Raw genomic sequence first — 19,406 nt, 5'->3', positions numbered from 1 at the left:
GAGATCAGAAAATTGGATGAATATTCGGCTGTGGCGCTTATGGATAAAGCGCTAATAGCTATGAATTGAATAGCATTTGTCAGGCCACGGCGGCCAGTTCTTCGGCTTCGATGCGCGGGTAGAAGTCACGGTTTTCGCGCTGCATGCGCTCGTGCACCATGCGCAGCACGCGGTTGGCGTCGTCGCGGAAGCCCTGCTCGTCGCGGCGCACGCTCTCGGGCAGATTCCAGCGCCGGGCAAAGGCCTCGTAGGCCTGGGCGATCGGCCCCATGTCGCGCTGGTACTGCTGGCCCAGGCGCGCCAGCTCGGGGTTGTGGCCGCGCTGCAGCGCCGGGTACAGCGCCTGGTCTTCCACGGCCAGGTGCAGCTTGATGGTGGAGCTCATGCTGACGATGAGCCTTGCAATCTCGGTGGCGTTGTGCGCCACCCCAGCCTGCGCCAGACGCCGCAGGGCAGCGATGTTGCCCAGGATGTCCACGTGCTGGTGTTTGAACTTGTCGATGTTCATGGAATGCTCCGAAGAAGACTGGCCGGGAACCCACGGCTCCCGGCCGGGGGATCAGCGCTGTGCGCCGGCCAGGCTGGCGCCCGTGGGGGCCGCCGGGGCGCGCGTGCCAAACACACCGCTCACCACCTGCCAGGCCACCGCAAGGGCGCCGACGATGAAGACCATGTCACCAAAGGTGCGCACCCAGCGCAGCGTTTCCAGGAAGGGCTGCTGCAGGAATTCCTCGCTGCGCGCGTACCACAGGCCGTGCGTGACGCTGGCGTGGAACTGGAACAGGCCGATGGGCAGCAGGCTGGTGAACATCATCAGCACCAGGCCCGCGTTGAGCCACCAGAAGCCGGTCTTCATGAGGCGCTCGTTGAACACCAGCTCCGGGCGGATGTAGCGCAGCACCAGCAGCGTGAAGCCCAGCGCCAGGAAGCCGTACACCCCAAACAATGCGGCGTGCGCGTGCACCGGCGTGGTGTTGAGGCCCTGGATGTAGTAGAGCGAGATCGGCGGGTTGATCATGAAGCCGAAGACGCCCGCGCCCAGCATGTTCCAGAAGGCCACGGCGATGAAGCACATCAGCGGCCATTGGAGGTTGGCCATCCAGGGGGCCTTGTTCTTCAGGCGCCAGTGCTCCCAGGCCTCGTGGCCCAGCACGACCAGCGGCACCACTTCGAGCGCGCTGAAGGCGGCGCCCACGGCCATCACCGGCGTGGTGGTGCCGCTGAAGTACAGGTGGTGGAAGGTGCCCGGAATGCCGCCCAGCATGAACAGCGAGGCCGAGGCCAGGCTGGCCGTGGTGGCCATGCGGTAGGACACCAGGCCCAGGGTCGAGAAGATGAAGGCCAGCGCCGTGGTGGCAAAGACTTCGAAGAAGCCCTCCACCCACAGGTGCACCACCCACCAGCGCCAGTACTCCATCACCGACAGGTGCGTGCGCTCGCCATAGAACAGGCCCGAGCCGTAGAACAGGCCGATGGCCACGATGGAGAAGGTCAGCAGCGCCAGCAGGTTCTTGTCCTGGCCGCTGGGCGCGAGCAATGCGGGGAACACGCCGCGCGCCATCAGCACCAGCCAGAAGGCGATGCCGGCGAACTTGCCGATCTGCCACAGGCGGCCCAGGTCCACGTATTCATAGCCCTGGTGGCCGAGCCAGAAGTTCCACTCGGGCGGCATGATCTGCGCAATGGCCAGGTAGTTGCCGATGAACGAGCCCGCCACCACCACGAACAGCGCCCAGAACAACACATCGACGCCGAGCTTCTGGTACTTGGGGTCCTTGCCGCCGTTGATGAGCGGCGCCAGGAACAGGCCCGCGGCGAGGAAGCCGGTGGCGATCCAGAACAGCGCGCTCTGGATGTGCCAGGTGCGCACCAGCGCGTAGGGGAACCACTGCGACACGTCGATGCCGTAGAACTGCTGGCCTTCCACCGTGTAGTGCGCGGTGAAGCCGCCCAGCATGACCTGGAAGATGAACAGCGCCACCACCAGCACCAGGTACTTGCCCAGCGCACGCTGCGAGGGCGTGAGCGGCACGCGCGTGAGCGGGTCCAGCAGCGGGGGCGTGGGATCGGCCTCGTCGTGCTTGCCCAGGAAGGCCCAGGCCCAGACCAGGAAGCCCACACCGGCAATCATCAGCACCACGCTGGCGATGGACCAGATCATGTTCTCCGCCGTGGGCGTGTTGCCGATCAGCGGCTCGTGCGGCCAGTTGTTGGTGTAGGTGGCACCGGTGCCGCCGCCCACATCGGCCGGGCGCTCGGTGGCGGCGGCCCAGGCGGTCCAGAAGAAGAAGCCGGCCATCTGCGCGCGCCGCTCGGCGCTGGGCAGGGTGTTTTCCTTCATGGCGTAGCTCTCGCGCGTCTTCTGGTACTGCGGCGCGTCGCTGAACAGCTGGCTGTAGTACTCCACGTTGCGCGCAATGGCCTGCTCGCGCAGCTTGGACACCGTCATGGTTCCGGTGGCGGCGTCGAAGGTGTTGGTGCGGTATTCCTTTTTCAGGCGCGCACGCAGCACGGCCTGGCCGTCGGCGTCGAGCTGCTCGAAGGGCTTGCCGTACTCCTGCTGCGCGGCCAGTTCCAGCCAGGCCAGCAGCTCACGGTGCAGCCAGTCGGCCGTCCAGTCGGGCGCCTGGTAGGCGCCGTGGCCCCAGATGGAGCCCAGTTGCATGCCACCCACGGATTGCCAGGCGGTCTGGCCGTCGAGAATGCCCTCTTGCGTGTAGAGCACACGGCCGTCCTCGGTTTGCACCTGTTGCGGGATGGGCGGCGCGGTGCGATAGACCTCCACGCCGTAATAGCCCAGCAGGCTGAAGCAGACGATCATCACGCCGATCAGCGTGAACCAGTGTTTGCGGTAGTTACCCATGGGTCACCTCCATCCAGCCCAGGGCGCGTGGGACGCGGTGTGCCGAGGGTTGCCCGGTGCGCCCCCTCAGGCGCGGGAATGCAAGGGTGTTGTGCATAGATGTGTCGCTTGCAAAAGTGAATGACGAATGAACATTTGCACAGACCGGGCCAGCTTTCCACGCACGCAAAATCAAGGGTTTACACCGATGAAGGGTTAATTTCACCATCACCCAATAGGGTGTTTGCTACCATGACAGGGTAATGAATACCCACGACGACGACCCCTGGCTGGTGGATCTGACCACCGAGCTGCCCTCCAACCTGCGCCTGCAGCGCCTGATCGGTGGCCTGCGCGCGCATTTCTGCTGCGGCGCCGTGGCGCTGCTGCGGCTGGAGGAAGGCCACCTGCGGCCCGTGGTGGTGGACGGGCTGGTGAGCGAATCGCTGGGGCGGCGCTTTGCCGTGCACCAGCACCCCCGGCTGGCGGCCATTCTGGCGCGCGGCGAAGTCACCGTGTTTGACAACGACAGCCAGCTCCCCGACCCCTACGACGGCCTGCTCGACACCCTGGTGGGTGAGCCGCTGCCCGTGCACGATTGCATGGGCGTGGCACTGCGCGTGGACGGGCGGCCCTGGGGCGTGCTCACGCTGGACGCGCTGCAGACCGGCACCTTCGACGCCGCCGCCCGCGCCACGCTGGCCCGCTGCGCCGTGCATGTGGAGGCGGCCGTGCGCGTCACCCGGCTGGAGCAGCAGGTCCACGCGCTGAGCCGCGCCTCCAGCCAGCACCTGGGCGAGCCCGCCGACGAGCAGCACCTGCGCGCCGCGCTGGACGACAGCGAAATCCTGGGCCAGAGCGAAGCCCTGCTGCGCCTGCAGGAGGAGGTCAAGGTGGTGGCCGGCTCCGACCTGCCCGTGCTGCTGCTGGGCGAAACCGGCGTGGGCAAGGAGCTGTTTGCGCGCTTCCTGCACCGCCACTCGCCGCGCCGGGGCAAGCCGCTGGTGCATGTGAACTGCGCAGCCCTGCCCGAATCGCTGGCCGAGAGCGAGCTCTTCGGCCACCGCCGGGGCGCGTTCTCGGGCGCGGTGACCGACCGGCCAGGCCGCTTTGAGGCCGCCGAGGGCGGCACGCTGTTCCTGGACGAAGTGGGCGAGCTGCCCCTGAGCGTGCAGGCCAAGCTGCTGCGCACGCTGCAGAACGGCGAAATCCAGCGCCTGGGCGCCGACGAGCCCCGGCGCGTGAACGTGCGCGTGGTGGCCGCCACCAACCGCAGCCTGCGCGACCATGTGCGCGACGGCAGCTTTCGCGCCGACCTGTACCACCGCCTGTCGGTCTATCCAGTGCCGATTCCGCCGCTGCGCGAGCGCGGCGACGACGTGCTGCTGCTGGCCGGGCGTTTTCTGGAGCTCAACCGCGCCCGCCTGGGCCTGCGCAGCCTGCGCCTGTCGGCCGACGCGCAAAGCGCGCTGCGCCACTACCACTGGCCCGGCAACATCCGCGAGCTGGAGCACGTGGTCAGCCGCGCCGCCCTCAAGGCCCTGAGCCGGGGCGCCAGCCGCAACGACATCGTCACGCTGGAAGCCGCCCTGCTGGACCTGGACGCGCTGCAGTCCCCCCCCACCGCGCCCCCCACGGCCGCAGCGCCCGCACCGGCAGCGCCTTTCATGCCCTTCCCGCCCACCCGGCCCATGCCCCTGCGCGAAGCGCTGGACACCTGCCAGCGCCAGGCCATCGAAGCCGCCCTGGCGCGCCACCGCGGCCAATGGGCCCGTGCCGCGCGCGAGCTGGAAATCGACCCCAGCAACCTGCACAAACTGGCCAAGCGGCTGGGGATGAAGGCATGATGCTGCTATTTTGATAGCTATTCGCGCTTATCCAATAAGCGCCAGAGGCCAAAAATACTTAAAAACCACCCCATGATCGACCACCTCCACCTGCGCCACATCAAGGCCTGGCACGACAGCGGGCCGGTGCGGCTGGCGCCCGTCACCATGCTGCTGGGCAGCAACTCGTCGGGCAAGTCCACGCTGCTGCAAAGCCTGCTGCTGCTCAAGCAGACCGTGGCCGCGCCCGACCGCACCGTGCACCTGCACCTGGGCCACAGCGACGCGGGCGACCCGGTGCAGCTCGGCAGCTTTGCCGACCTGCTCTCGCAGGGCGTGGCCGCGCCGCGCCACTGCAGCATGGCGCTGGGCTTTGCGCGGCCCGAGGGCGAGCGCGTGCGCCAGGGCTACTTTGCCTGCACCTACGGCCAGACCGCCCAGGGCGCCGTGGCCGTGCAGGCGCTGGAGCTGGCCACCGTGGCGCGGCGCTTTCGGGCGCTGCGGCGCACGCGCGGCGCCTACGCGCTGTATGTGGACGACGAGGCCCGCCCCCGTGGCACCAGCCCGCTGTACGCACCCGAGCGCTCCATCGCCCTGCCCGCCCCCGCGCTGGCGCTGCTGGGGGCCGACGCGCAGCACGCGCAGGACCTGAGCCTGGCACTGCGCCATGCGCTGGAATCCATCGTCCACCTCGGCCCACTGCGCCGCCTGCCCGCGCGCGACCACGCCTGGACTGGCGCCCCGCCCGGCGACCTGGGCAGCGACGGCCAGCAGGCCATCAACGCACTGCTGGCCAGCGCCCTGCTGCGCACCGACACCCAGGGCCAGGTGCTGCACAAGGTGGCGCACTGGCTGGCGCGCATGGGCATGGCCGAACAGCTCAGCGTGCGCCCCGTGGGCCGCACCGGCCGCTACGAACTGCTGGTGCACCACGACGGCGTGGCTGCCAACCTGCGCGATGTTGGCGTGGGTGTGGCCCAGGTGCTGCCGGTGCTGGCCGTGGCCTACTGCGCCCCGCCGGGCAGCACCATCCTGGTGGAAGAACCCGAAATCCACCTGCACCCCCAGGCCCAGGCCGTGCTGGCCGAGGTGTTTGCCGAGGTGAGCCAGCAGCGCCAGGTGCAGTTTCTCGTCGAGACCCATTCCGAACACCTGTTCCGCCGCATGCAGACCCTGATCGCCCGGCGCCAGACCAGCACCAGCCACTGCCGCATGCTGTTTGTGCAACGCCAGGGCGCGCAGGCCGTGCTCGTGCCGCTGGAGGTGGACGAGTTTGGCGCCGTGCGCAACTGGCCGCCCCAGTTCTTTGGCGACGCCATGGGCGAAGCCCGCGAACAGGCCCGCGCCCGCGCCCAACGGCTACGAGAAGATAAGTGACAACCCCCTGTGGCGCTTCGCGCCTTCCCCCTTCTCTTGCAGCGCTGCGCGCTGCGGAAGGGGGACGCCACCAGCGCCTGAACTTTGAGGTACTGGCGGCCCTTGCGCGGTGGCCGCTGGCCTGGCCGCGCCCATGGCATGCAACACAGACACTCTGCGCGGAAAGGAACCATTGAGATGCAGGCCCGCCTGGTGGACACCAATGTGCTCATCGTGGCCAGCGCGGCCGACGCTGGCTCGCCCTTCCGTGCTGAATCCACCCCCATCGAAGAAGCAGCCCTGCGCCAGCAGGTGCTGGACTGGCTCGAAGCCTTTGAGACCGACGCCACGCGCCATGCCGTGCTCGACGTGGACTGGCATGTCTGCGGCGAATACCGCCACAAGCTCACCGAACAGGACTACGGCTGGCTGGCCATGATGCACAAGATGGACCGTGGCGAGGTCGTCTGGGTCGATGTGCTGCTCGACAAGAACGGCAACGCCGTGCTGCCGCCCGAGCTGACCGAGGCTGTGACCGACCTGGCCGACCGCAAGATGGTGGCCGCTGCCCTGGCGGCCCTGGACGCAGGTCACGCCACACAAATCACCAACGCCAGCGACACCGACTGGATCGACTGCCAACAGGCCCTGCACGCCGTGGGGCTGGAGGTGGAGAACCTGCTCCCCGACTGGCTGCAAGGCCGCTGGCGCCAGAAACACCCGCCCCAGCGGCGCGCAAAATAGGGCTCTTATGTCTGAAGATTTTTTCCGCTTCCCCCACACCCCGCACATCGCCTGGCTGGCCACGGGCGAGCCGCGCGACGACAAGGTGCTCTCCCGCGCCGAGGCCGAGGAATTGCTCAGCGGCCCCGTGGTGCTGGAAGAAAAGCTCGACGGCGCCAACCTGGGCTTCTCGGTCTCGCCCGACGGTGTGCTGCGCGCCCAGAACCGCGGCCAGTACCTGCCCCAGCCGTTCCACGGCCAGTTCGCCCGCCTGGGCCCCTGGCTGGCCGCGCACGAGGACAAGCTGTTCGACGCGCTGGGCACGCACCTGGTGGCCTTTGGCGAATGGTGCGCCGCGCGCCACTCGCTCGACTACGCCACCCTGCCCGACTGGTGGATGCTGTTCGACGTGTACGACCGGCAGGAGCAGCGTTTCTGGAGCACCACGCGCCGCAACGCCTGGGCCGCCGAAATGGGCTTCAATACCGTGCCGCGCCTGTATGCCGGCGAAGTCACGCTGGACCAACTGCGCGACTGGGTGCACGCCCACGACAGCCAGTTCCGCCAGGGCCACCTCGAAGGCATCGTGGTGCGGCGCGAGAACGCCGACTGGCTGGAGAACCGCGCCAAACTGGTGCGCGCGGATTTCACGCAAACGATCGAAGCGCACTGGAAGAGCCGGGCGCTGGAGTGGAATCGGGTGGTCTGACAACGCACTGCGTGGACAGGTGCTCCCTGCAGCACCGCATCCCACCGGCACCGCGTTCGCCGCTGGATCAGGTGTGGTCGCGCGGGTCAGCCTGTCCCGCCGATACCGGGCGCGAGCCGAATCCGGTTGCGGCCTTCCTCCTTGGCCTGGTACATCGCCGTGTCGGCGCGGTCGATCACGGCGTTCTGGCTCTCGTCGCGCCCGTGGAAGATGGCCACACCGATGCTGGCGGTGCAGTGGTGGCCTATGGCGGGGGCCGAGGGCGCTGTCTTCAGCACATAGAGCTCGGCCAGGCAGAGGCGGATTTTGTCCGCCACGGCGACGGCCTGTTCGGTGGCCTCGCCGGGTTGCGTGCTCAGTTCGGACAGCAGCACGACAAACTCGTCACCGCCAAAGCGCGCCACGGTGTCGGCTTCGCGCACGCAGGCTTTCAGGCGCTCGGCCACTTCGATCAGCAGCAGGTCACCGACGCCATGACCGTGCAGGTCGTTGAGGGGCTTGAAGTTGTCGAGGTCGAGGAACAGCAGCGCGCCATGGCGGTGGCTGCGTTTGCTGGCCGACATGGCCTGCTCCAGGTGTTCCAACACCAGGCGGCGGTTGGCGAGGCGGGTCAGAGGGTCGTGAAAGGCAAGCTGACGCACCTGTTCTTCCAGGCGCTTGCGCTCGGTGATCTCGCGCGTGATGCCGTGGTAGCCGATGATTTCGCCCTGCGCGTTGCAGTCGGGCTTGGACTGCACCTCGCCCCAGATCAGGCGGCCGTCCTTGCAGCGGTGTTCCACCTGGAAGCGCAGGAACCCCCCGGCACTGCCGGCCGAGTCCTCGATCGCCCGGCGCCGGAGCATGCCCTTGACCAATTCCACGCCTTCTTCGGTGAACATCTCGAAAACGGGGTGCCCCACTACCTCATCGGGCCGAAAGCCCCGCAGGCGTTCGTCGGCCGGGCTGATGTAGGTGACGATGAGTTGGCTGTCCGTGCGCCAGAGCACGTCCTGGGTGTCTTCCGTCAGCAAGCGGTACAGCGCCTGGCTTTCGTCGAGCGCCTGGGTGCGCTCGGCCACCAGGGCCTGCAGGGCGCTGTTTTGCTCCTCTAGGCTTTTGAGGGGATACACCTCGCCGTCCTGCGCACTTTGGTACGGTATGGAATAGCTACAGTGCACGATCATCCACACTTCGCCTTCGCAGCGAAAGATCAGCACCAGCCGCGCCACTTCTCTCGACAGCTGGTGCCCGCCGCTGGGGAGATGGATGTGGAAGAAGGCCGTCGCCACCACCACGTCGGTGCTGAGGTCCTGCAGCGCGAGATCGAGCATTTCCATGCGGATGCGACCCGGTACCTGGGCAAAGTCCTGGCGGGTGATGCGGATCCACTCGTCACGGTTGTGGATCAGCCGGGTTCCGCTGCCGGGGTAGCCACTGAAGTTCTGGCTGAAACGCGTGGTGAGGCGGTCATCGCGCGCGGCGTACATCTCGATGTACTCGTCAATCAGTGCGCGGATCTTGCGCTGGCGATCAGGGTGCATGGTGACGAAAATCCTGGTGGTCGGGAACACCCCCGAGCGACGTCCATTGCGCGGCTAGGCAGCACACCATGATACGTCTCGTTACTCTACACCGCCACCCACCGGAACAGGGGACGCATTGCGCAGCAGCATACCCCGCAAAAACGCATTCCGCTATGCGGCATTTGTTGCCACAATGCAGGGCATGATCACCCTTCAAGACATCCAGGACGCCGCACTGCGCTTACAAGGCCAGGTGCTGGAGACGCCGTGCGTGGAATCCCGAACGCTCTCGCAGATCGTGGGCGCGCAGGTGTTCCTCAAGTTCGAGAATTTGCAGTTCACCGCCTCCTTCAAGGAGCGCGGGGCCTGCAACAAGCTGGCGCTGCTGACGCCCGAGGAGCGCGCGCACGGCGTGGTGGCCATGAGTGCGGGCAACCATGCGCAGGGCGTGGCCTACCACGCGCAGCGGCTGGGGCTGCGGGCGGTGATCGTGATGCCGCGCTTTACGCCCGGCGTGAAGGTGGAGCGCACACGCGGCTTTGGCGCCGAGGTGGTGCTGCACGGCGACACGCTGGAGGAGGCGCGCGCGCATGCCTACGCACTGGCCGATGCGCAGGGTCTGACCTTTGTGCACCCCTACGACGACGAGGCCGTGGCCGCAGGCCAGGGCACGCTGGCGCTGGAGATGCTGCAAGCCGTGCCCGACCTGGACACGCTGGTGGTGTCGGTGGGCGGTGGCGGGCTGATTGCGGGCGTGGCCACGGCAGCCAAGGCCATCAAGCCGGACATCCGCGTGGTGGGGGTGCAGACGACGCGCTTTCCCGCCATGGTGAATGCCGTGCAGGGCACGCACCATCCGCAGGGCGCTTCGACCATTGCCGAGGGCATTGCCGTGGGCACGCCGGGCAAGATCACGCAGGAAGTGGTGGCCCGCCTGGTGGACGACCTGGTGCTGGTGGACGAGGGCGACATCGAACAAGCCGTGCTGATGCTGCTGGAGATCGAGAAAACCCTGGTGGAAGGTGCAGGCGCCGTGGGCTTGGCGGCGCTGCAGCGCTACCCCGAGCGTTTTGCCGGGCACAAGGTGGGGCTGGTGCTCAGCGGCGGCAACATCGACCCGCTGCTGCTGTCGGCCATCATCGAGCGCGGCATGGTGCGCTCAGGGCGACTGGCGCGCATCCGCGTGAGTGCGCGCGATGTGCCGGGGGTGCTGGCGCGCATCACGGCGGCGCTGGCCGATGCGGGCGCCAACATCGAAGAGGTGCACCACCAGCGTGCCTTCACCACGCTGACGGCACAGAATGCCGACATCGAACTGGTGCTGCAAACGCGCAGCCACGCGCATGTGGACGAGGTGCTGGAACACCTGCGTTCGGTAGGCATGACGGCAGCGCGCATGTAGGCTGCACAGGCCGCCTGCAAGTTTTTGCCGGCAAGGCTAGAATTTTTCCCAGCCCAGCTACCAACAACATTCGGAGACCTGCCATGTCTGACACCCACGCCCACACCAGCGCCGACCTGCCGACCGACCCCGTGGAGGAGGTGGTGCCCTACATGCCCGTGGTGCTGCCGGTGGTGGGCGGCATCATGATGTTCTTGCTGGCCATGATTGCGGTCACCATGGCCTGAAGCACAATCGACGGCCCCGCAGCACAGCCCCGCTTGCGGGGCTGTGTTGTTTTTGCTTGCCGGAGATTGTCACCATGCGCCAAGGCCACGCCCTCGTTCTGTTTTCTGGTGGTCAGGATTCCACCGTCTGCCTGGCCTGGGCGCTGCAGCGCTTTGCCCGGGTCGAGACCATCGGTTTTGACTACGGCCAGCGCCACCATGTGGAGTTGCAGGCGCGCCAGGAGGTGCTGGCCGCGCTGCGCGCAGGTTTTCCGCACTGGCATGACCGCCTGGGGGACGACCACATGGTGGATCTGGCGGTGCTGGGCCAGATCAGCGACACGGCGCTGACGCGCGACACCGCCATTGCCATGGACGCGGCCGGGCTCCCCAATACCTTTGTGCCGGGGCGCAACCTGCTGTTCTTCCAGATGGCGGCGGCCGTGGGCTACCGGCGCGGGCTGCACACGCTGGTCGGCGGCATGTGCGAGACGGATTTCTCCGGCTACCCCGACTGCCGTGACGACACGCTCAAGGCGCTGCAGGTGGCTCTGTCGCTGGGCATGGGGCAGCGCTTCATCCTTGAAACGCCGCTGATGTGGCTGGACAAGGCCCAGACCTGGGCCCTGGCACACCAGCTGGGCGGCAACGCGCTGGTGGACCTGAGCGTGCGCCTGACGCACACCTGCTACCTGGGTGAGCGCGGCCACCTGCATCCCTGGGGCCACGGCTGCGGCGAATGCCCCGCCTGCACGCTGCGCCGCCAGGGGTACGAGCGCTGGATGGGCGGGTCGGTAGTCACCTTGTTGGACGCATAACCCTATGCATCTTTTGCATGATTCTTGCCCCTGTCTGACAGACAAATTTTGCGCAGCTTCATAAAATTGCCATCCCAGCCGACCTGCGGACTCCGCCATGGGGTGGCCGGTGCCACAAACACCGGTTGCCTGCCACTCTTTCCGCCCGCCGCCTGAGCCTTGGGGCCTGTCCTGGCCCTGGGAGAAAAGCCGTTTTTTCAAAGGCAGCGCCGGGCCCCTGTGCCGTGCCGTCTTGCTGAGTTTGCTGTGCCGCCACGCCCGCTTCCTTTGAAAAAACCGTTTTTCAACTTAAGGAAGCTCCCGATGAACGCACCCACCATGCAGGGCCTGAATCTCAACGCCCCTGCCTACGTCAAAAACGCCCGCCTGCTGGCCTGGGTGGCCGATATGGCCGCTCTGTGCAAGCCCGACAGCATCTATTGGTGCGACGGCTCGCAGGAAGAGTACGACCGCCTGTGCCAGCAACTGGTGGATGCAGGCACCTTCAAGAAGCTCAACCCCGCCAAGCGCCCCGGCAGCTTCCTGGCCTGGTCCGACCCATCGGATGTGGCCCGCGTCGAAGACCGCACCTACATCTGCTCGGCCAAGAAGGAAGATGCCGGCCCCACCAACAACTGGATGGACCCCGCTGAAATGCGCGCCACGCTGCAGCCGCTGTTCGACGGCTGCATGAAGGGCCGCACCATGTACGTGGTGCCCTTCAGCATGGGTCCGCTGGGCAGCCACATCGCGCACATCGGCGTGGAACTGACCGACAGCGCCTACGTGGCTGTGAACCAGCGCCTGATGACGCGCATGGGCGAGGCCGTGTACGACGTGCTGGGCGTAGAGGGCGAATTCGTGCCCTGCATGCACACCGTGGGTGCCCCCCTGGCCGCTGGAGAGAAGGACACCACGAGCTGGCCTTGCAACCCCAAGGTCAAGTACATCGTGCACTATCCCGAGACGCGCGAGATCTGGTCCTACGGCTCGGGCTACGGCGGCAACGCGCTGCTGGGCAAGAAGTGCCTGGCGCTGCGCATCGCCTCGACCATGGGCCGCGACCAGGGCTGGCTGGCCGAGCACATGCTCATCCTGGGCGTGACCAACCCCGAAGGCAAGAAGTACCACGTGGCAGCCGCCTTCCCCAGCGCCTGCGGCAAGACCAATTTCTCGATGCTGGTGCCGCCCGAGGCCGGTTTTGCAGGCTGGAAGGTCACGACCATCGGCGACGACATCGCCTGGATCAAGCCCCATGCCGACGGCAAGATGTACGCCATCAACCCCGAAGCGGGCTACTTTGGCGTGGCCCCCGGCACCAACATGCACACCAACCCCAACTGCATGCGCTCGCTGAACAAGGACGTGATCTTCACCAACGTGGCACTCACCGACGACGGCGATGTGTGGTGGGAAGGCATGGAGAAGGACACGGGCGTGGTGCCGGATCACCTGATTGACTGGCAGGGCAAGGACTGGACACCGGCCATCGCCAAGGAAACCGGCGCCAAGGCCGCGCACCCCAACTCGCGCTTCACCGTGGCTGCCACCAACAACCCCGCGCTGGACGCACAGTGGGACGACGCCAACGGCGTGGCGATCGATGCCTTCATCTTCGGCGGCCGCCGCTCGACCACCGTGCCGCTGGTGACCGAGGCCCGCACCTGGATGGAAGGCGTGTACATGGCCGCCACCATGGGTTCCGAGACCACCGCCGCCGCCTTTGGCGCCCAGGGCGTGGTGCGCCGCGACCCGTTCGCCATGCTGCCCTTCTGCGGCTACAACATGAGCGACTACTTCCAGCACTGGCTGGACATGGAGCACAAGCTCGAGGAATCCGGCCACACCCTGCCCAAGATCTTCTGCGTGAACTGGTTCCGCAAGGGTGAAGACGGCAAGTTCGTCTGGCCCGGCTACGGCGACAACATGCGCGTGCTCAAGTGGATGCTGGACCGCATCGAAGGCAAGGCCCAGGGCCAGGAAACCATGTTAGGCATTGCACCCCAGTACGCTGAAATCACCTGGACGGGTCTGGACTTCACCCCCGCCCAGTTCGCCACGGTCACCAGCATCGACAAGGCTGCCTGGGCGGAGGAGTTCAAGCTGCACGACGCCCACTTCGAGCAACTGGCCTACCACATGCCCAAGGAACTGGTAGAGACCAAGGCGGCGCTGGAACAACGCCTGGCGGCTCTGTAATCGCTCCTGGGGCCCGGTGCACAGTGCCGGGCAACCTGTCTTTCTGCCTGCTCGTTCCGGCCCGGGGCGTGCAGGCAGTTTCATTTCCCCCGGTGCGCCTGCGTGTTTGCTGCCTGGGTCTGGCCGCGTGCAGGTACCATGCCGTTCCTGGCACCTGGCCAGACCGTTCCCACGCCCTTTCCCTCCCATGAAACTCTCTTTCTCAGCTTTGTGCGCCCTGTCGCTGGCGGCGCTGTCTTCGCAGGCGCTGGCCGCCCCTCCCAGTGTTCAGGGGACGGCACGCTTCCTGGTGCTGGATGCGCAGGATGCGCCCCTGATGGGCACGACGGTTTCCGGGGTATGCGAGGCCAACCTGGGTTCCTTCTGGAACCGCGAGACGCTGGTGTCGCGCTGGTCCTGCACCACCGATGCCGACGGTGTCTGCACGGCGCCTGTCACCACGCTGGCGCAGCCCGACGGCAAGCCCGCGCCCTGCCGAGGCTCCGAACCCAGCACCATCACCGAGAAGGGCGCCAGCCCGGCGCGCAGCAGCTATCACGCGTTCTTTCCCAAGGGCGTGGCCACCAGCTACACCCTGTTGAAGAAGGGCAGTTCCTGGAAGCATGGCGAGTACGAGTTCCGCAGCATTGCCAACGAGGAAGCCTTCCAATCGCTGGCGCATCGCTTCCGCGTGGGCCTCTATGCCCAGCGCATGCAGTCGGCGCCCACACCTGACGGCAAGGGCACGGTATGGAGCACCGAAGGTGCCCACTACCAGGAGGGCAAGGATTTTCCCAACCTCACCTACCTCACGGCCCAGCGCGAAGTGGCTGGCGGCCCGGTCACCGTGCGGGTGGTGTCGCATTTGAGTTACATCGACTTTGCCTACCACCGTTACACCTCGGCCGTTTTCGACAACAAGGCAGGCGCCAGCAGTTCCGTGCGGCTGCAGCCCCTGACGGAGAAAGTGGTGTGCAACATGCGTGACCTGCTGGAGCGCAAGTGCACCCACCATGAGGCGGTGGAGTTTGTGCTCGACCCCGCACTCGCACTGCAGTTGGCGCAGTCTTACCAGGATGGCGCGCGCACGCAATGGTCGCTGCGCCTGACCTCTGCGGCCGGCCACGAGCGGCGCATACCCATCGCCCACGCCGAGTTCGCCGCCTTGTTCGCCGCGGCACAATCCGGCGCGCAGCGCTGACGCCTTGCTGGCCGGGGGAGCGGGCGATGCAGATCCAGTTGCTGTCAGACCTGCACCTGGAGTCGAACCCCGATTTTCATGGCAGCCCCGCCGTGAACGCCGATGTGCTGGTGTTGGCCGGCGACGTGGGCTCGTACCAGAGCGGCTCACGCCTGGCGGGGCCTCACTTTGGGCTGGAGCGGTTTTCGCCCCTGCCGCAATGGGCCGGATGGCCGGTGCCCGTGGTGTTTGTGCCCGGCAACCACGAATACGACGGCCTGGATTTTGAAGAAGCCCACGCCCGCCTGCGGCGCAGTTGCGACCAGCTCGGCATCCAGTGGCTGGAGCGCGAGACGGCGCTGATCGACGGGGTCCGCTTCGTCGGGACCACCCTGTGGTCCGACTTCGATGCACTCGCCGTGCATGCGTCCACCGCATCGACTACGCAGCAGTTCGAGCTGCGCAGCAAGGCCCAGCGTGCGGCCAATCACTACCTGAGCAAGACCGGCACCACCTGGAACGGTGTGCCCATGCTGGCCGAGCAGGTGCGCGCCCAAGGCCTTTGCTGCGCGGATTGGTTGCGCTCCACCCTGCCAACGGCCCACACCGGACGTACAGTAGTGGTCACTCACTTTGCACCCAGCCTGCGCAGTCGCGACCCACGCTACGGCCTGACCCCCGGCACGGCTGCTTTCTGCAACGCGCTGGACGACCTGCTGGCCCATGCCGATCTGTGGCTGCATGGCCACTTGCACTGCCCCAGCGACTATGTGGCGCAGGCGCTGCGGCCCGATGGTTCGCTGCACCGCTGCCGCGTGGTGGCCAACCCCTTGGGCTATCGGCGCAAGGCTGAGCAGGCATTGTTCCAGGCCCATTGCTGCATCGCCGTATGATGGAGATTGGTCCATCACTCATGTGGAGATATCGATGAATATTTTGCTGGCTGTCGATGGCAGCTCTTTCACCAAAAAAATGCTGGCCTACCTGGCCACCCACGAAGAGCTCCTGGCGCCCACGCACACGTTCACGGCCGTGACGGTGCAGGCCGCACTGCCTCCGCGCGCCCGCGCTGCGTTGGGCAAACCCGCGGTGGACCAGTACTACGCCGATGAGGCCGACAAGGTGCTGAACCCCGTTGGCAAGTTTCTGGAGCGCCACGGGTTTCAGCTCAAGCGCGTAGCCAAGGTCGGGCCTGCCGGCGAGACCATTTCCAAACTGGCGGATGCAGGCCAGTTCGACCTGCTGGTCATGGGCTCGCACGGCCACGGCGCGCTGGCCACGCTGGTCATGGGTTCGGTCACCACCCAGGTGCTGGCCCACTGCAAGGTACCCGTGCTGATCGTGCGCTGACCGAATCCTGCGCCGTCGCCCGCGCAGACCTCGATTTGCGACCAAATGGTTTCATAATAACCATACGGTTACGTATGATACCGATTGGTCGTACAGTGCTCCTGCGCCCGCCTTGGGCGTACCCCAACGAAGGAGCAAGCATGAAGAAGACCCTGATCGCATTTGCACTGGTTGCAGGTTCCACGATGTCCGCGTGGGCCAAGGACGTGGTGGACACCGCCGTGGGCGCTGGCAATTTCAAGACCCTGGTCGCCGCCGTACAGGCCGCAGGGCTGGTGGACACCCTCAAAGGCCCCGGGCCGTTCACCATCTTTGCTCCCAGCGACGAAGCCTTTGCCAAGATTCCCAAGGCCCAACTCGATGCGCTGCTGGCCGACAAGGCCGCGCTGACCAAGGTGCTGACCTACCACGTGGTACCCGCCAAGGTCATGGCGGCCGATGTGAAGGAAGGCCAGGTTCCTACCGTGCAAGGACAGGCGCTGACCGTGCGCACCAGCGCTGGCGTGATGGTCAACCAATCCAAGGTGGTGGCCACCGATGTGCAGGCCAGCAACGGCGTGATCCATGTGATCGACACCGTGCTCATGCCCCAGTAACAGCTACCCGCACGAAGGAGGGATCACACCATGCAAAAAAACGCCTTTCCACGCCGAACCTTGCTGCTGGGCGCCGCCCTGGGCCTGTCGATGCCACTGCTGCAGGCTTGCGGTGGCGGTGACGACCATGCCGAGATTCCCCACATTGTGGATTTGGCCAAAGGCAACCCGGACCTGAGCATCCTGGTCGAGGCCGTTGTCGCTGCGGGCCTGGCCGACACGCTGTCCACCGACACGGTGACCGTTTTTGCGCCCACCAATGCCGCTTTTGCCGCCCTGCTTGCCGAATTGGGCATCAGCAAGGAGGCCCTGCTGGCCAACAAGGCCCTGCTGACGCAGGTGCTCAGCTACCACGTGCTGGGCACGCGCGTGCTGCGCAACGAGGTTCCGCTGGGCAAGGCCATTGAACCCCTGGACGGCGGTTTCTTCAAGGTGGAAGCAGGGTCATCGCTGCGCATCACCGATGGGCGCAACCGCGTGTCCCAGATCACCACCACGGACGTGCTCGCACGCAACGGGGTGGTGCATGTGGTGGATCGCGTGCTGCTGCCGGCGAACCAGGACATCGTGGACACGGCGCAGTCGCTGCCCGAGTTCAGTGTGCTGGTGGAGGCGGTAATCGCTGCCGATCTGGTGTCGGCCCTGCAGAACGCCGCTGCGCTGACCGTGTTTGCGCCCACCAATGCCGCCTTTGCCACACTGCTGGCCGAACTGGGCCTGAGCAAGGAAGCCTTGTTCGCCAACAAGCCCCTGCTGACCCAGGTGCTGACCTACCATGTGCTGGGCGCGCGCGTGCTCAAGGCCGAAGTCCCCGTGGGCACCGCCATTGCCACCTTGCAAGGACAGACCTTCACGATCGGCGCCGACCTGCAGATCACCGACCGCCGGGGACGCACCAGCCAGATCATCGGCACGGATGTGTTCACCAGCAATGGGGTCATTCATGTGATCGATCGGGTGCTGCTGCCCGCTGCCTGATCGAGAGAGGGTCCAAACCACACGCCGCCGCTCTGCAGGGAGCGCGCGGCTTTTTTCTGTTAGCGGCTGTTCAGACCATCAAAGCAGGTTTTGAGCACGAGTTCGACGATGGCGGCATCGTCAAACTGTCCACCTTCCTTGAGGAAGCTCACCACGGGGTCGCAGGCGCGGGCAAACAGCGTGTAGAGCACCACCAGGGGCGGCAGCGAGGGGTCGATACGACCCTGGGCCTGGGCCTCGGTGATCCACTGGCCAATGCAGTCGCTCACGCCGATCAGGGTGTCCAGGTAGCGCTTGTCCGCCATGAGCACACCCCGCAGCGCGGTGTTGCGGCTGGGCAGCAGCGGCATCTCGCAGGCAATCAATCGCTCCAGCGACCAGCGCACCAGGGCGCGCAGCTTGTCCTGGGGCGCCAGCTCGGCCGGGACCGTATCCAGAAACGCCTGCACCTTGCCCAGAATCTGCACCATTGCGGCACAGCACAGCTCTTCCTTGCTGGCAAAGTGCTTGTAGAGGCTGGCCTTGGCGATGCCCACGGCGTTGGCAACGTCGTCCATGGTCATGGCATCGTAGGCTTTTTCGCCCAACAGGCGGCAGGTGGCCTGGAGGATGGCCTCCTCACGGGCCTGGTGCATTTGCTCCTTGAAGGAGAGTTTCACGGGGGACGGTTGCATCCCCCGATCTTATGCATTCCGGTTGAAAAACAGTTGACTCGGTTGTATTTCAACCACGGCGTCACCGTCCGGAGTTACCCTGATCCAGATCGCGTGCCGAGGCCTCGGTCAGTGCCTGGGTCAGGGCTTCCAGCACCTCGGATTCGAGATTCCAGCAGTGCCAGTACAACTGGATAGGCAGCGTGTGGCCAGGGGACACATCCACCATCAGCCCTTGTGCCAGCGCATCGCGCACCAGCAGTTCAGGCAGCACACCCACAGCCCAGCCCGCCTTTACGGCATGCATCTGGCCTTCGGCGCTGGGCACAAACAGGTGGTTGAGGGCCACCCGCTTGAGCCCGAAGGTGCGTGCGACGAATTCGGCCGCCATGTCGTCCTTGCGGTTGAAGGACAGGAACGGCACCTCGCGGAAGTTGTGCGCCGTCAGGCCGTTGGACAGGTGCTTTTGTGCAAAGCTGCTGGAGGCCACAGCCACATAGTGCATGGCCCCCAGCGGTACCATGCGGCAGCCGCGCATGGCCTGCTTGAGCGTGGTGACGCAGCCCAGCACCTGGCCCGAGCGCAGCCATTCCTGGGTGAAATCCTGGTCGTCGGCAATGATCTCCAGCGGCAGGCGCTGGCGCACCAGGTCGTGCACCGCGTCCAGCGCCCAGGTGGCAATGCTGTCGGCGTTGATGGCGATGGAGATGCGCTCGTCCTCGCGCCCACTGCCCGGCGCGCTGGGCGCCAGCTCCTGCAGGTCACGTTCCAGGTCGGCCCGCAGCAGGCGCAGTTGCTTGGTGTGCTTGAGCAGCAATTGCCCCGCGGAGGTGGGCCGCAAGGGGCGGCTGCGCACGATGAGAACCGAGCCCACCTGTGCCTCCAGCGCCCGCAGACGCTGCGACACCGCCGATTGGGTGACATTGAGGCGCTGGGCGGCCCGCTCGAAGCCCCCCTCCTCGACAATAGCGGCCAGGCATTCCAGGGCTGCGGGGTCGTAGGTACTCATGGTGCGGCTGGCAGGGTAGGGACGGTCTTACATTATAAGTGCAACTGATATTTTTGGACTGCGGTTAATAAGACCATGTTTTGAACACCCCGACACATA

General features: G+C 66.2%; 18 protein-coding genes. 13 read left to right on the top strand and 5 right to left on the bottom strand.

Annotated elements, in window-relative coordinates; translation table 11 throughout:
• Positions 1-79: 79 nt before the first annotated feature.
• Positions 80-508 (bottom strand): hemerythrin domain-containing protein, encoded by a 429-nt coding sequence (locus MJ602_RS01965; RefSeq protein ID WP_243019178.1) that lies wholly within the window; start codon positions 506-508, stop codon positions 80-82.
• A gap of 51 nt (positions 509-559) precedes the next feature.
• Positions 560-2,863: a nitric-oxide reductase large subunit gene (locus MJ602_RS01960; RefSeq protein WP_243019177.1), complete on the bottom strand. Its 2,304-nt coding sequence runs from the start codon at positions 2,861-2,863 to the stop codon at positions 560-562.
• A 242-nt stretch (positions 2,864-3,105) separates the two neighbouring features.
• Here MJ602_RS01960 and norR point away from each other — a divergent pair, with 242 nt between their 5' ends.
• The 4 genes from norR (at position 3,106) to MJ602_RS01940 (ending at position 7,456) form a co-directional block, all read left to right on the top strand.
• Positions 3,106-4,689 carry a nitric oxide reductase transcriptional regulator NorR gene (gene norR, locus MJ602_RS01955; protein WP_243019176.1) on the top strand — a complete coding sequence of 528 codons (1,584 nt, stop codon included), beginning with the start codon at positions 3,106-3,108 and terminating at the stop codon, positions 4,687-4,689.
• A gap of 72 nt (positions 4,690-4,761) precedes the next feature.
• Positions 4,762-6,045 (top strand): AAA family ATPase, encoded by a 1,284-nt coding sequence (locus MJ602_RS01950; RefSeq protein ID WP_243019175.1) that lies wholly within the window; start codon positions 4,762-4,764, stop codon positions 6,043-6,045.
• A gap of 177 nt (positions 6,046-6,222) precedes the next feature.
• Positions 6,223-6,768: a hypothetical protein gene (locus tag MJ602_RS01945; protein WP_243019174.1), complete on the top strand. Its 546-nt coding sequence runs from the start codon at positions 6,223-6,225 to the stop codon at positions 6,766-6,768.
• Positions 6,769-6,775: 7 nt separating this feature from the next.
• On the top strand, positions 6,776-7,456 hold the full coding sequence (locus MJ602_RS01940; protein ID WP_162017781.1) for an RNA ligase family protein: 681 nt from the start codon (positions 6,776-6,778) through the stop codon (positions 7,454-7,456).
• Between the two features lie 86 nt (positions 7,457-7,542).
• On the opposite strand, the gene MJ602_RS01935 is transcribed toward MJ602_RS01940, so the two are convergent.
• The gene (locus tag MJ602_RS01935; RefSeq protein WP_243019173.1) at positions 7,543-8,976 is read right to left on the bottom strand and encodes a diguanylate cyclase domain-containing protein; all 1,434 of its coding nucleotides are present in this window, start codon (positions 8,974-8,976) and stop codon (positions 7,543-7,545) included.
• 184 nt (positions 8,977-9,160) lie between these two features.
• Between MJ602_RS01935 and MJ602_RS01930 the strand changes: the two genes are divergently transcribed.
• From MJ602_RS01930 to MJ602_RS01890, 9 genes are all read left to right on the top strand, one after another.
• A complete protein-coding gene (locus tag MJ602_RS01930) occupies positions 9,161-10,360 on the top strand; it encodes a threonine ammonia-lyase (protein WP_162017783.1) in 1,200 nt (399 codons plus the stop codon).
• Between the two features lie 83 nt (positions 10,361-10,443).
• Positions 10,444-10,587, top strand: coding sequence for a hypothetical protein (locus tag MJ602_RS01925; protein WP_162017784.1), 144 nt, complete (start codon positions 10,444-10,446; stop codon positions 10,585-10,587).
• A gap of 74 nt (positions 10,588-10,661) precedes the next feature.
• Positions 10,662-11,384: a 7-cyano-7-deazaguanine synthase QueC gene (gene queC, locus MJ602_RS01920; RefSeq protein WP_243019172.1), complete on the top strand. Its 723-nt coding sequence runs from the start codon at positions 10,662-10,664 to the stop codon at positions 11,382-11,384.
• A 303-nt stretch (positions 11,385-11,687) separates the two neighbouring features.
• Positions 11,688-13,562: a phosphoenolpyruvate carboxykinase (GTP) gene (locus tag MJ602_RS01915; RefSeq protein ID WP_243019171.1), complete on the top strand. Its 1,875-nt coding sequence runs from the start codon at positions 11,688-11,690 to the stop codon at positions 13,560-13,562.
• Positions 13,563-13,749: 187 nt separating this feature from the next.
• Positions 13,750-14,742: a hypothetical protein gene (locus tag MJ602_RS01910; protein ID WP_243019170.1), complete on the top strand. Its 993-nt coding sequence runs from the start codon at positions 13,750-13,752 to the stop codon at positions 14,740-14,742.
• A gap of 26 nt (positions 14,743-14,768) precedes the next feature.
• Positions 14,769-15,614 carry a metallophosphoesterase gene (locus MJ602_RS01905; protein WP_243019169.1) on the top strand — a complete coding sequence of 282 codons (846 nt, stop codon included), beginning with the start codon at positions 14,769-14,771 and terminating at the stop codon, positions 15,612-15,614.
• A 34-nt stretch (positions 15,615-15,648) separates the two neighbouring features.
• Positions 15,649-16,071: a universal stress protein gene (locus MJ602_RS01900; protein ID WP_162017789.1), complete on the top strand. Its 423-nt coding sequence runs from the start codon at positions 15,649-15,651 to the stop codon at positions 16,069-16,071.
• A gap of 140 nt (positions 16,072-16,211) precedes the next feature.
• Positions 16,212-16,667, top strand: coding sequence for a fasciclin domain-containing protein (locus MJ602_RS01895; protein ID WP_243019168.1), 456 nt, complete (start codon positions 16,212-16,214; stop codon positions 16,665-16,667).
• A 30-nt stretch (positions 16,668-16,697) separates the two neighbouring features.
• Complete coding sequence (locus tag MJ602_RS01890; RefSeq protein WP_243019167.1) at positions 16,698-17,645, top strand: fasciclin domain-containing protein; 948 nt, start codon at positions 16,698-16,700, stop codon at positions 17,643-17,645.
• A gap of 59 nt (positions 17,646-17,704) precedes the next feature.
• Here the strand turns inward: MJ602_RS01890 and MJ602_RS01885 are convergent, their stop codons facing one another.
• On the bottom strand, positions 17,705-18,319 hold the full coding sequence (locus tag MJ602_RS01885) for a TetR/AcrR family transcriptional regulator (RefSeq protein ID WP_243019166.1): 615 nt from the start codon (positions 18,317-18,319) through the stop codon (positions 17,705-17,707).
• Between the two features lie 61 nt (positions 18,320-18,380).
• Positions 18,381-19,307, bottom strand: coding sequence for a LysR family transcriptional regulator ArgP (locus MJ602_RS01880; protein ID WP_243019165.1), 927 nt, complete (start codon positions 19,305-19,307; stop codon positions 18,381-18,383).
• Between the last annotated feature and the right edge of the window lie 99 nt (positions 19,308-19,406).

Origin of the sequence: Simplicispira sedimenti (genome assembly GCF_022760965.1) — a bacterium.
Taxonomy (GTDB): Bacteria; Pseudomonadota; Gammaproteobacteria; order Burkholderiales; family Burkholderiaceae_C; genus Simplicispira; species Simplicispira sedimenti.
Note: the sequence above shows the minus strand (reverse complement) of the source record. Positions and strands in the feature narration are given on the sequence as shown.

Bases quoted from the DNA above. Each gene is read 5' to 3' on its own strand.
- MJ602_RS01965 (WP_243019178.1), bottom strand. From the start codon at position 508: ATGAACATCGACAAGTTCAAACACCAGCACGTGGACATCCTGGGCAAC.
- MJ602_RS01960 (WP_243019177.1), bottom strand. From the start codon at position 2,863: ATGGGTAACTACCGCAAACACTGGTTCACGCTGATCGGCGTGATGATC.
- norR (WP_243019176.1), top strand. From the start codon at position 3,106: ATGAATACCCACGACGACGACCCCTGGCTGGTGGATCTGACCACCGAG.
- MJ602_RS01950 (WP_243019175.1), top strand. From the start codon at position 4,762: ATGATCGACCACCTCCACCTGCGCCACATCAAGGCCTGGCACGACAGC.
- MJ602_RS01945 (WP_243019174.1), top strand. From the start codon at position 6,223: ATGCAGGCCCGCCTGGTGGACACCAATGTGCTCATCGTGGCCAGCGCG.
- MJ602_RS01940 (WP_162017781.1), top strand. From the start codon at position 6,776: ATGTCTGAAGATTTTTTCCGCTTCCCCCACACCCCGCACATCGCCTGG.
- MJ602_RS01935 (WP_243019173.1), bottom strand. From the start codon at position 8,976: ATGCACCCTGATCGCCAGCGCAAGATCCGCGCACTGATTGACGAGTAC.
- MJ602_RS01930 (WP_162017783.1), top strand. From the start codon at position 9,161: ATGATCACCCTTCAAGACATCCAGGACGCCGCACTGCGCTTACAAGGC.
- MJ602_RS01925 (WP_162017784.1), top strand. From the start codon at position 10,444: ATGTCTGACACCCACGCCCACACCAGCGCCGACCTGCCGACCGACCCC.
- queC (WP_243019172.1), top strand. From the start codon at position 10,662: ATGCGCCAAGGCCACGCCCTCGTTCTGTTTTCTGGTGGTCAGGATTCC.
- MJ602_RS01915 (WP_243019171.1), top strand. From the start codon at position 11,688: ATGAACGCACCCACCATGCAGGGCCTGAATCTCAACGCCCCTGCCTAC.
- MJ602_RS01910 (WP_243019170.1), top strand. From the start codon at position 13,750: ATGAAACTCTCTTTCTCAGCTTTGTGCGCCCTGTCGCTGGCGGCGCTG.
- MJ602_RS01905 (WP_243019169.1), top strand. From the start codon at position 14,769: ATGCAGATCCAGTTGCTGTCAGACCTGCACCTGGAGTCGAACCCCGAT.
- MJ602_RS01900 (WP_162017789.1), top strand. From the start codon at position 15,649: ATGAATATTTTGCTGGCTGTCGATGGCAGCTCTTTCACCAAAAAAATG.
- MJ602_RS01895 (WP_243019168.1), top strand. From the start codon at position 16,212: ATGAAGAAGACCCTGATCGCATTTGCACTGGTTGCAGGTTCCACGATG.
- MJ602_RS01890 (WP_243019167.1), top strand. From the start codon at position 16,698: ATGCAAAAAAACGCCTTTCCACGCCGAACCTTGCTGCTGGGCGCCGCC.
- MJ602_RS01885 (WP_243019166.1), bottom strand. From the start codon at position 18,319: ATGCAACCGTCCCCCGTGAAACTCTCCTTCAAGGAGCAAATGCACCAG.
- MJ602_RS01880 (WP_243019165.1), bottom strand. From the start codon at position 19,307: ATGAGTACCTACGACCCCGCAGCCCTGGAATGCCTGGCCGCTATTGTC.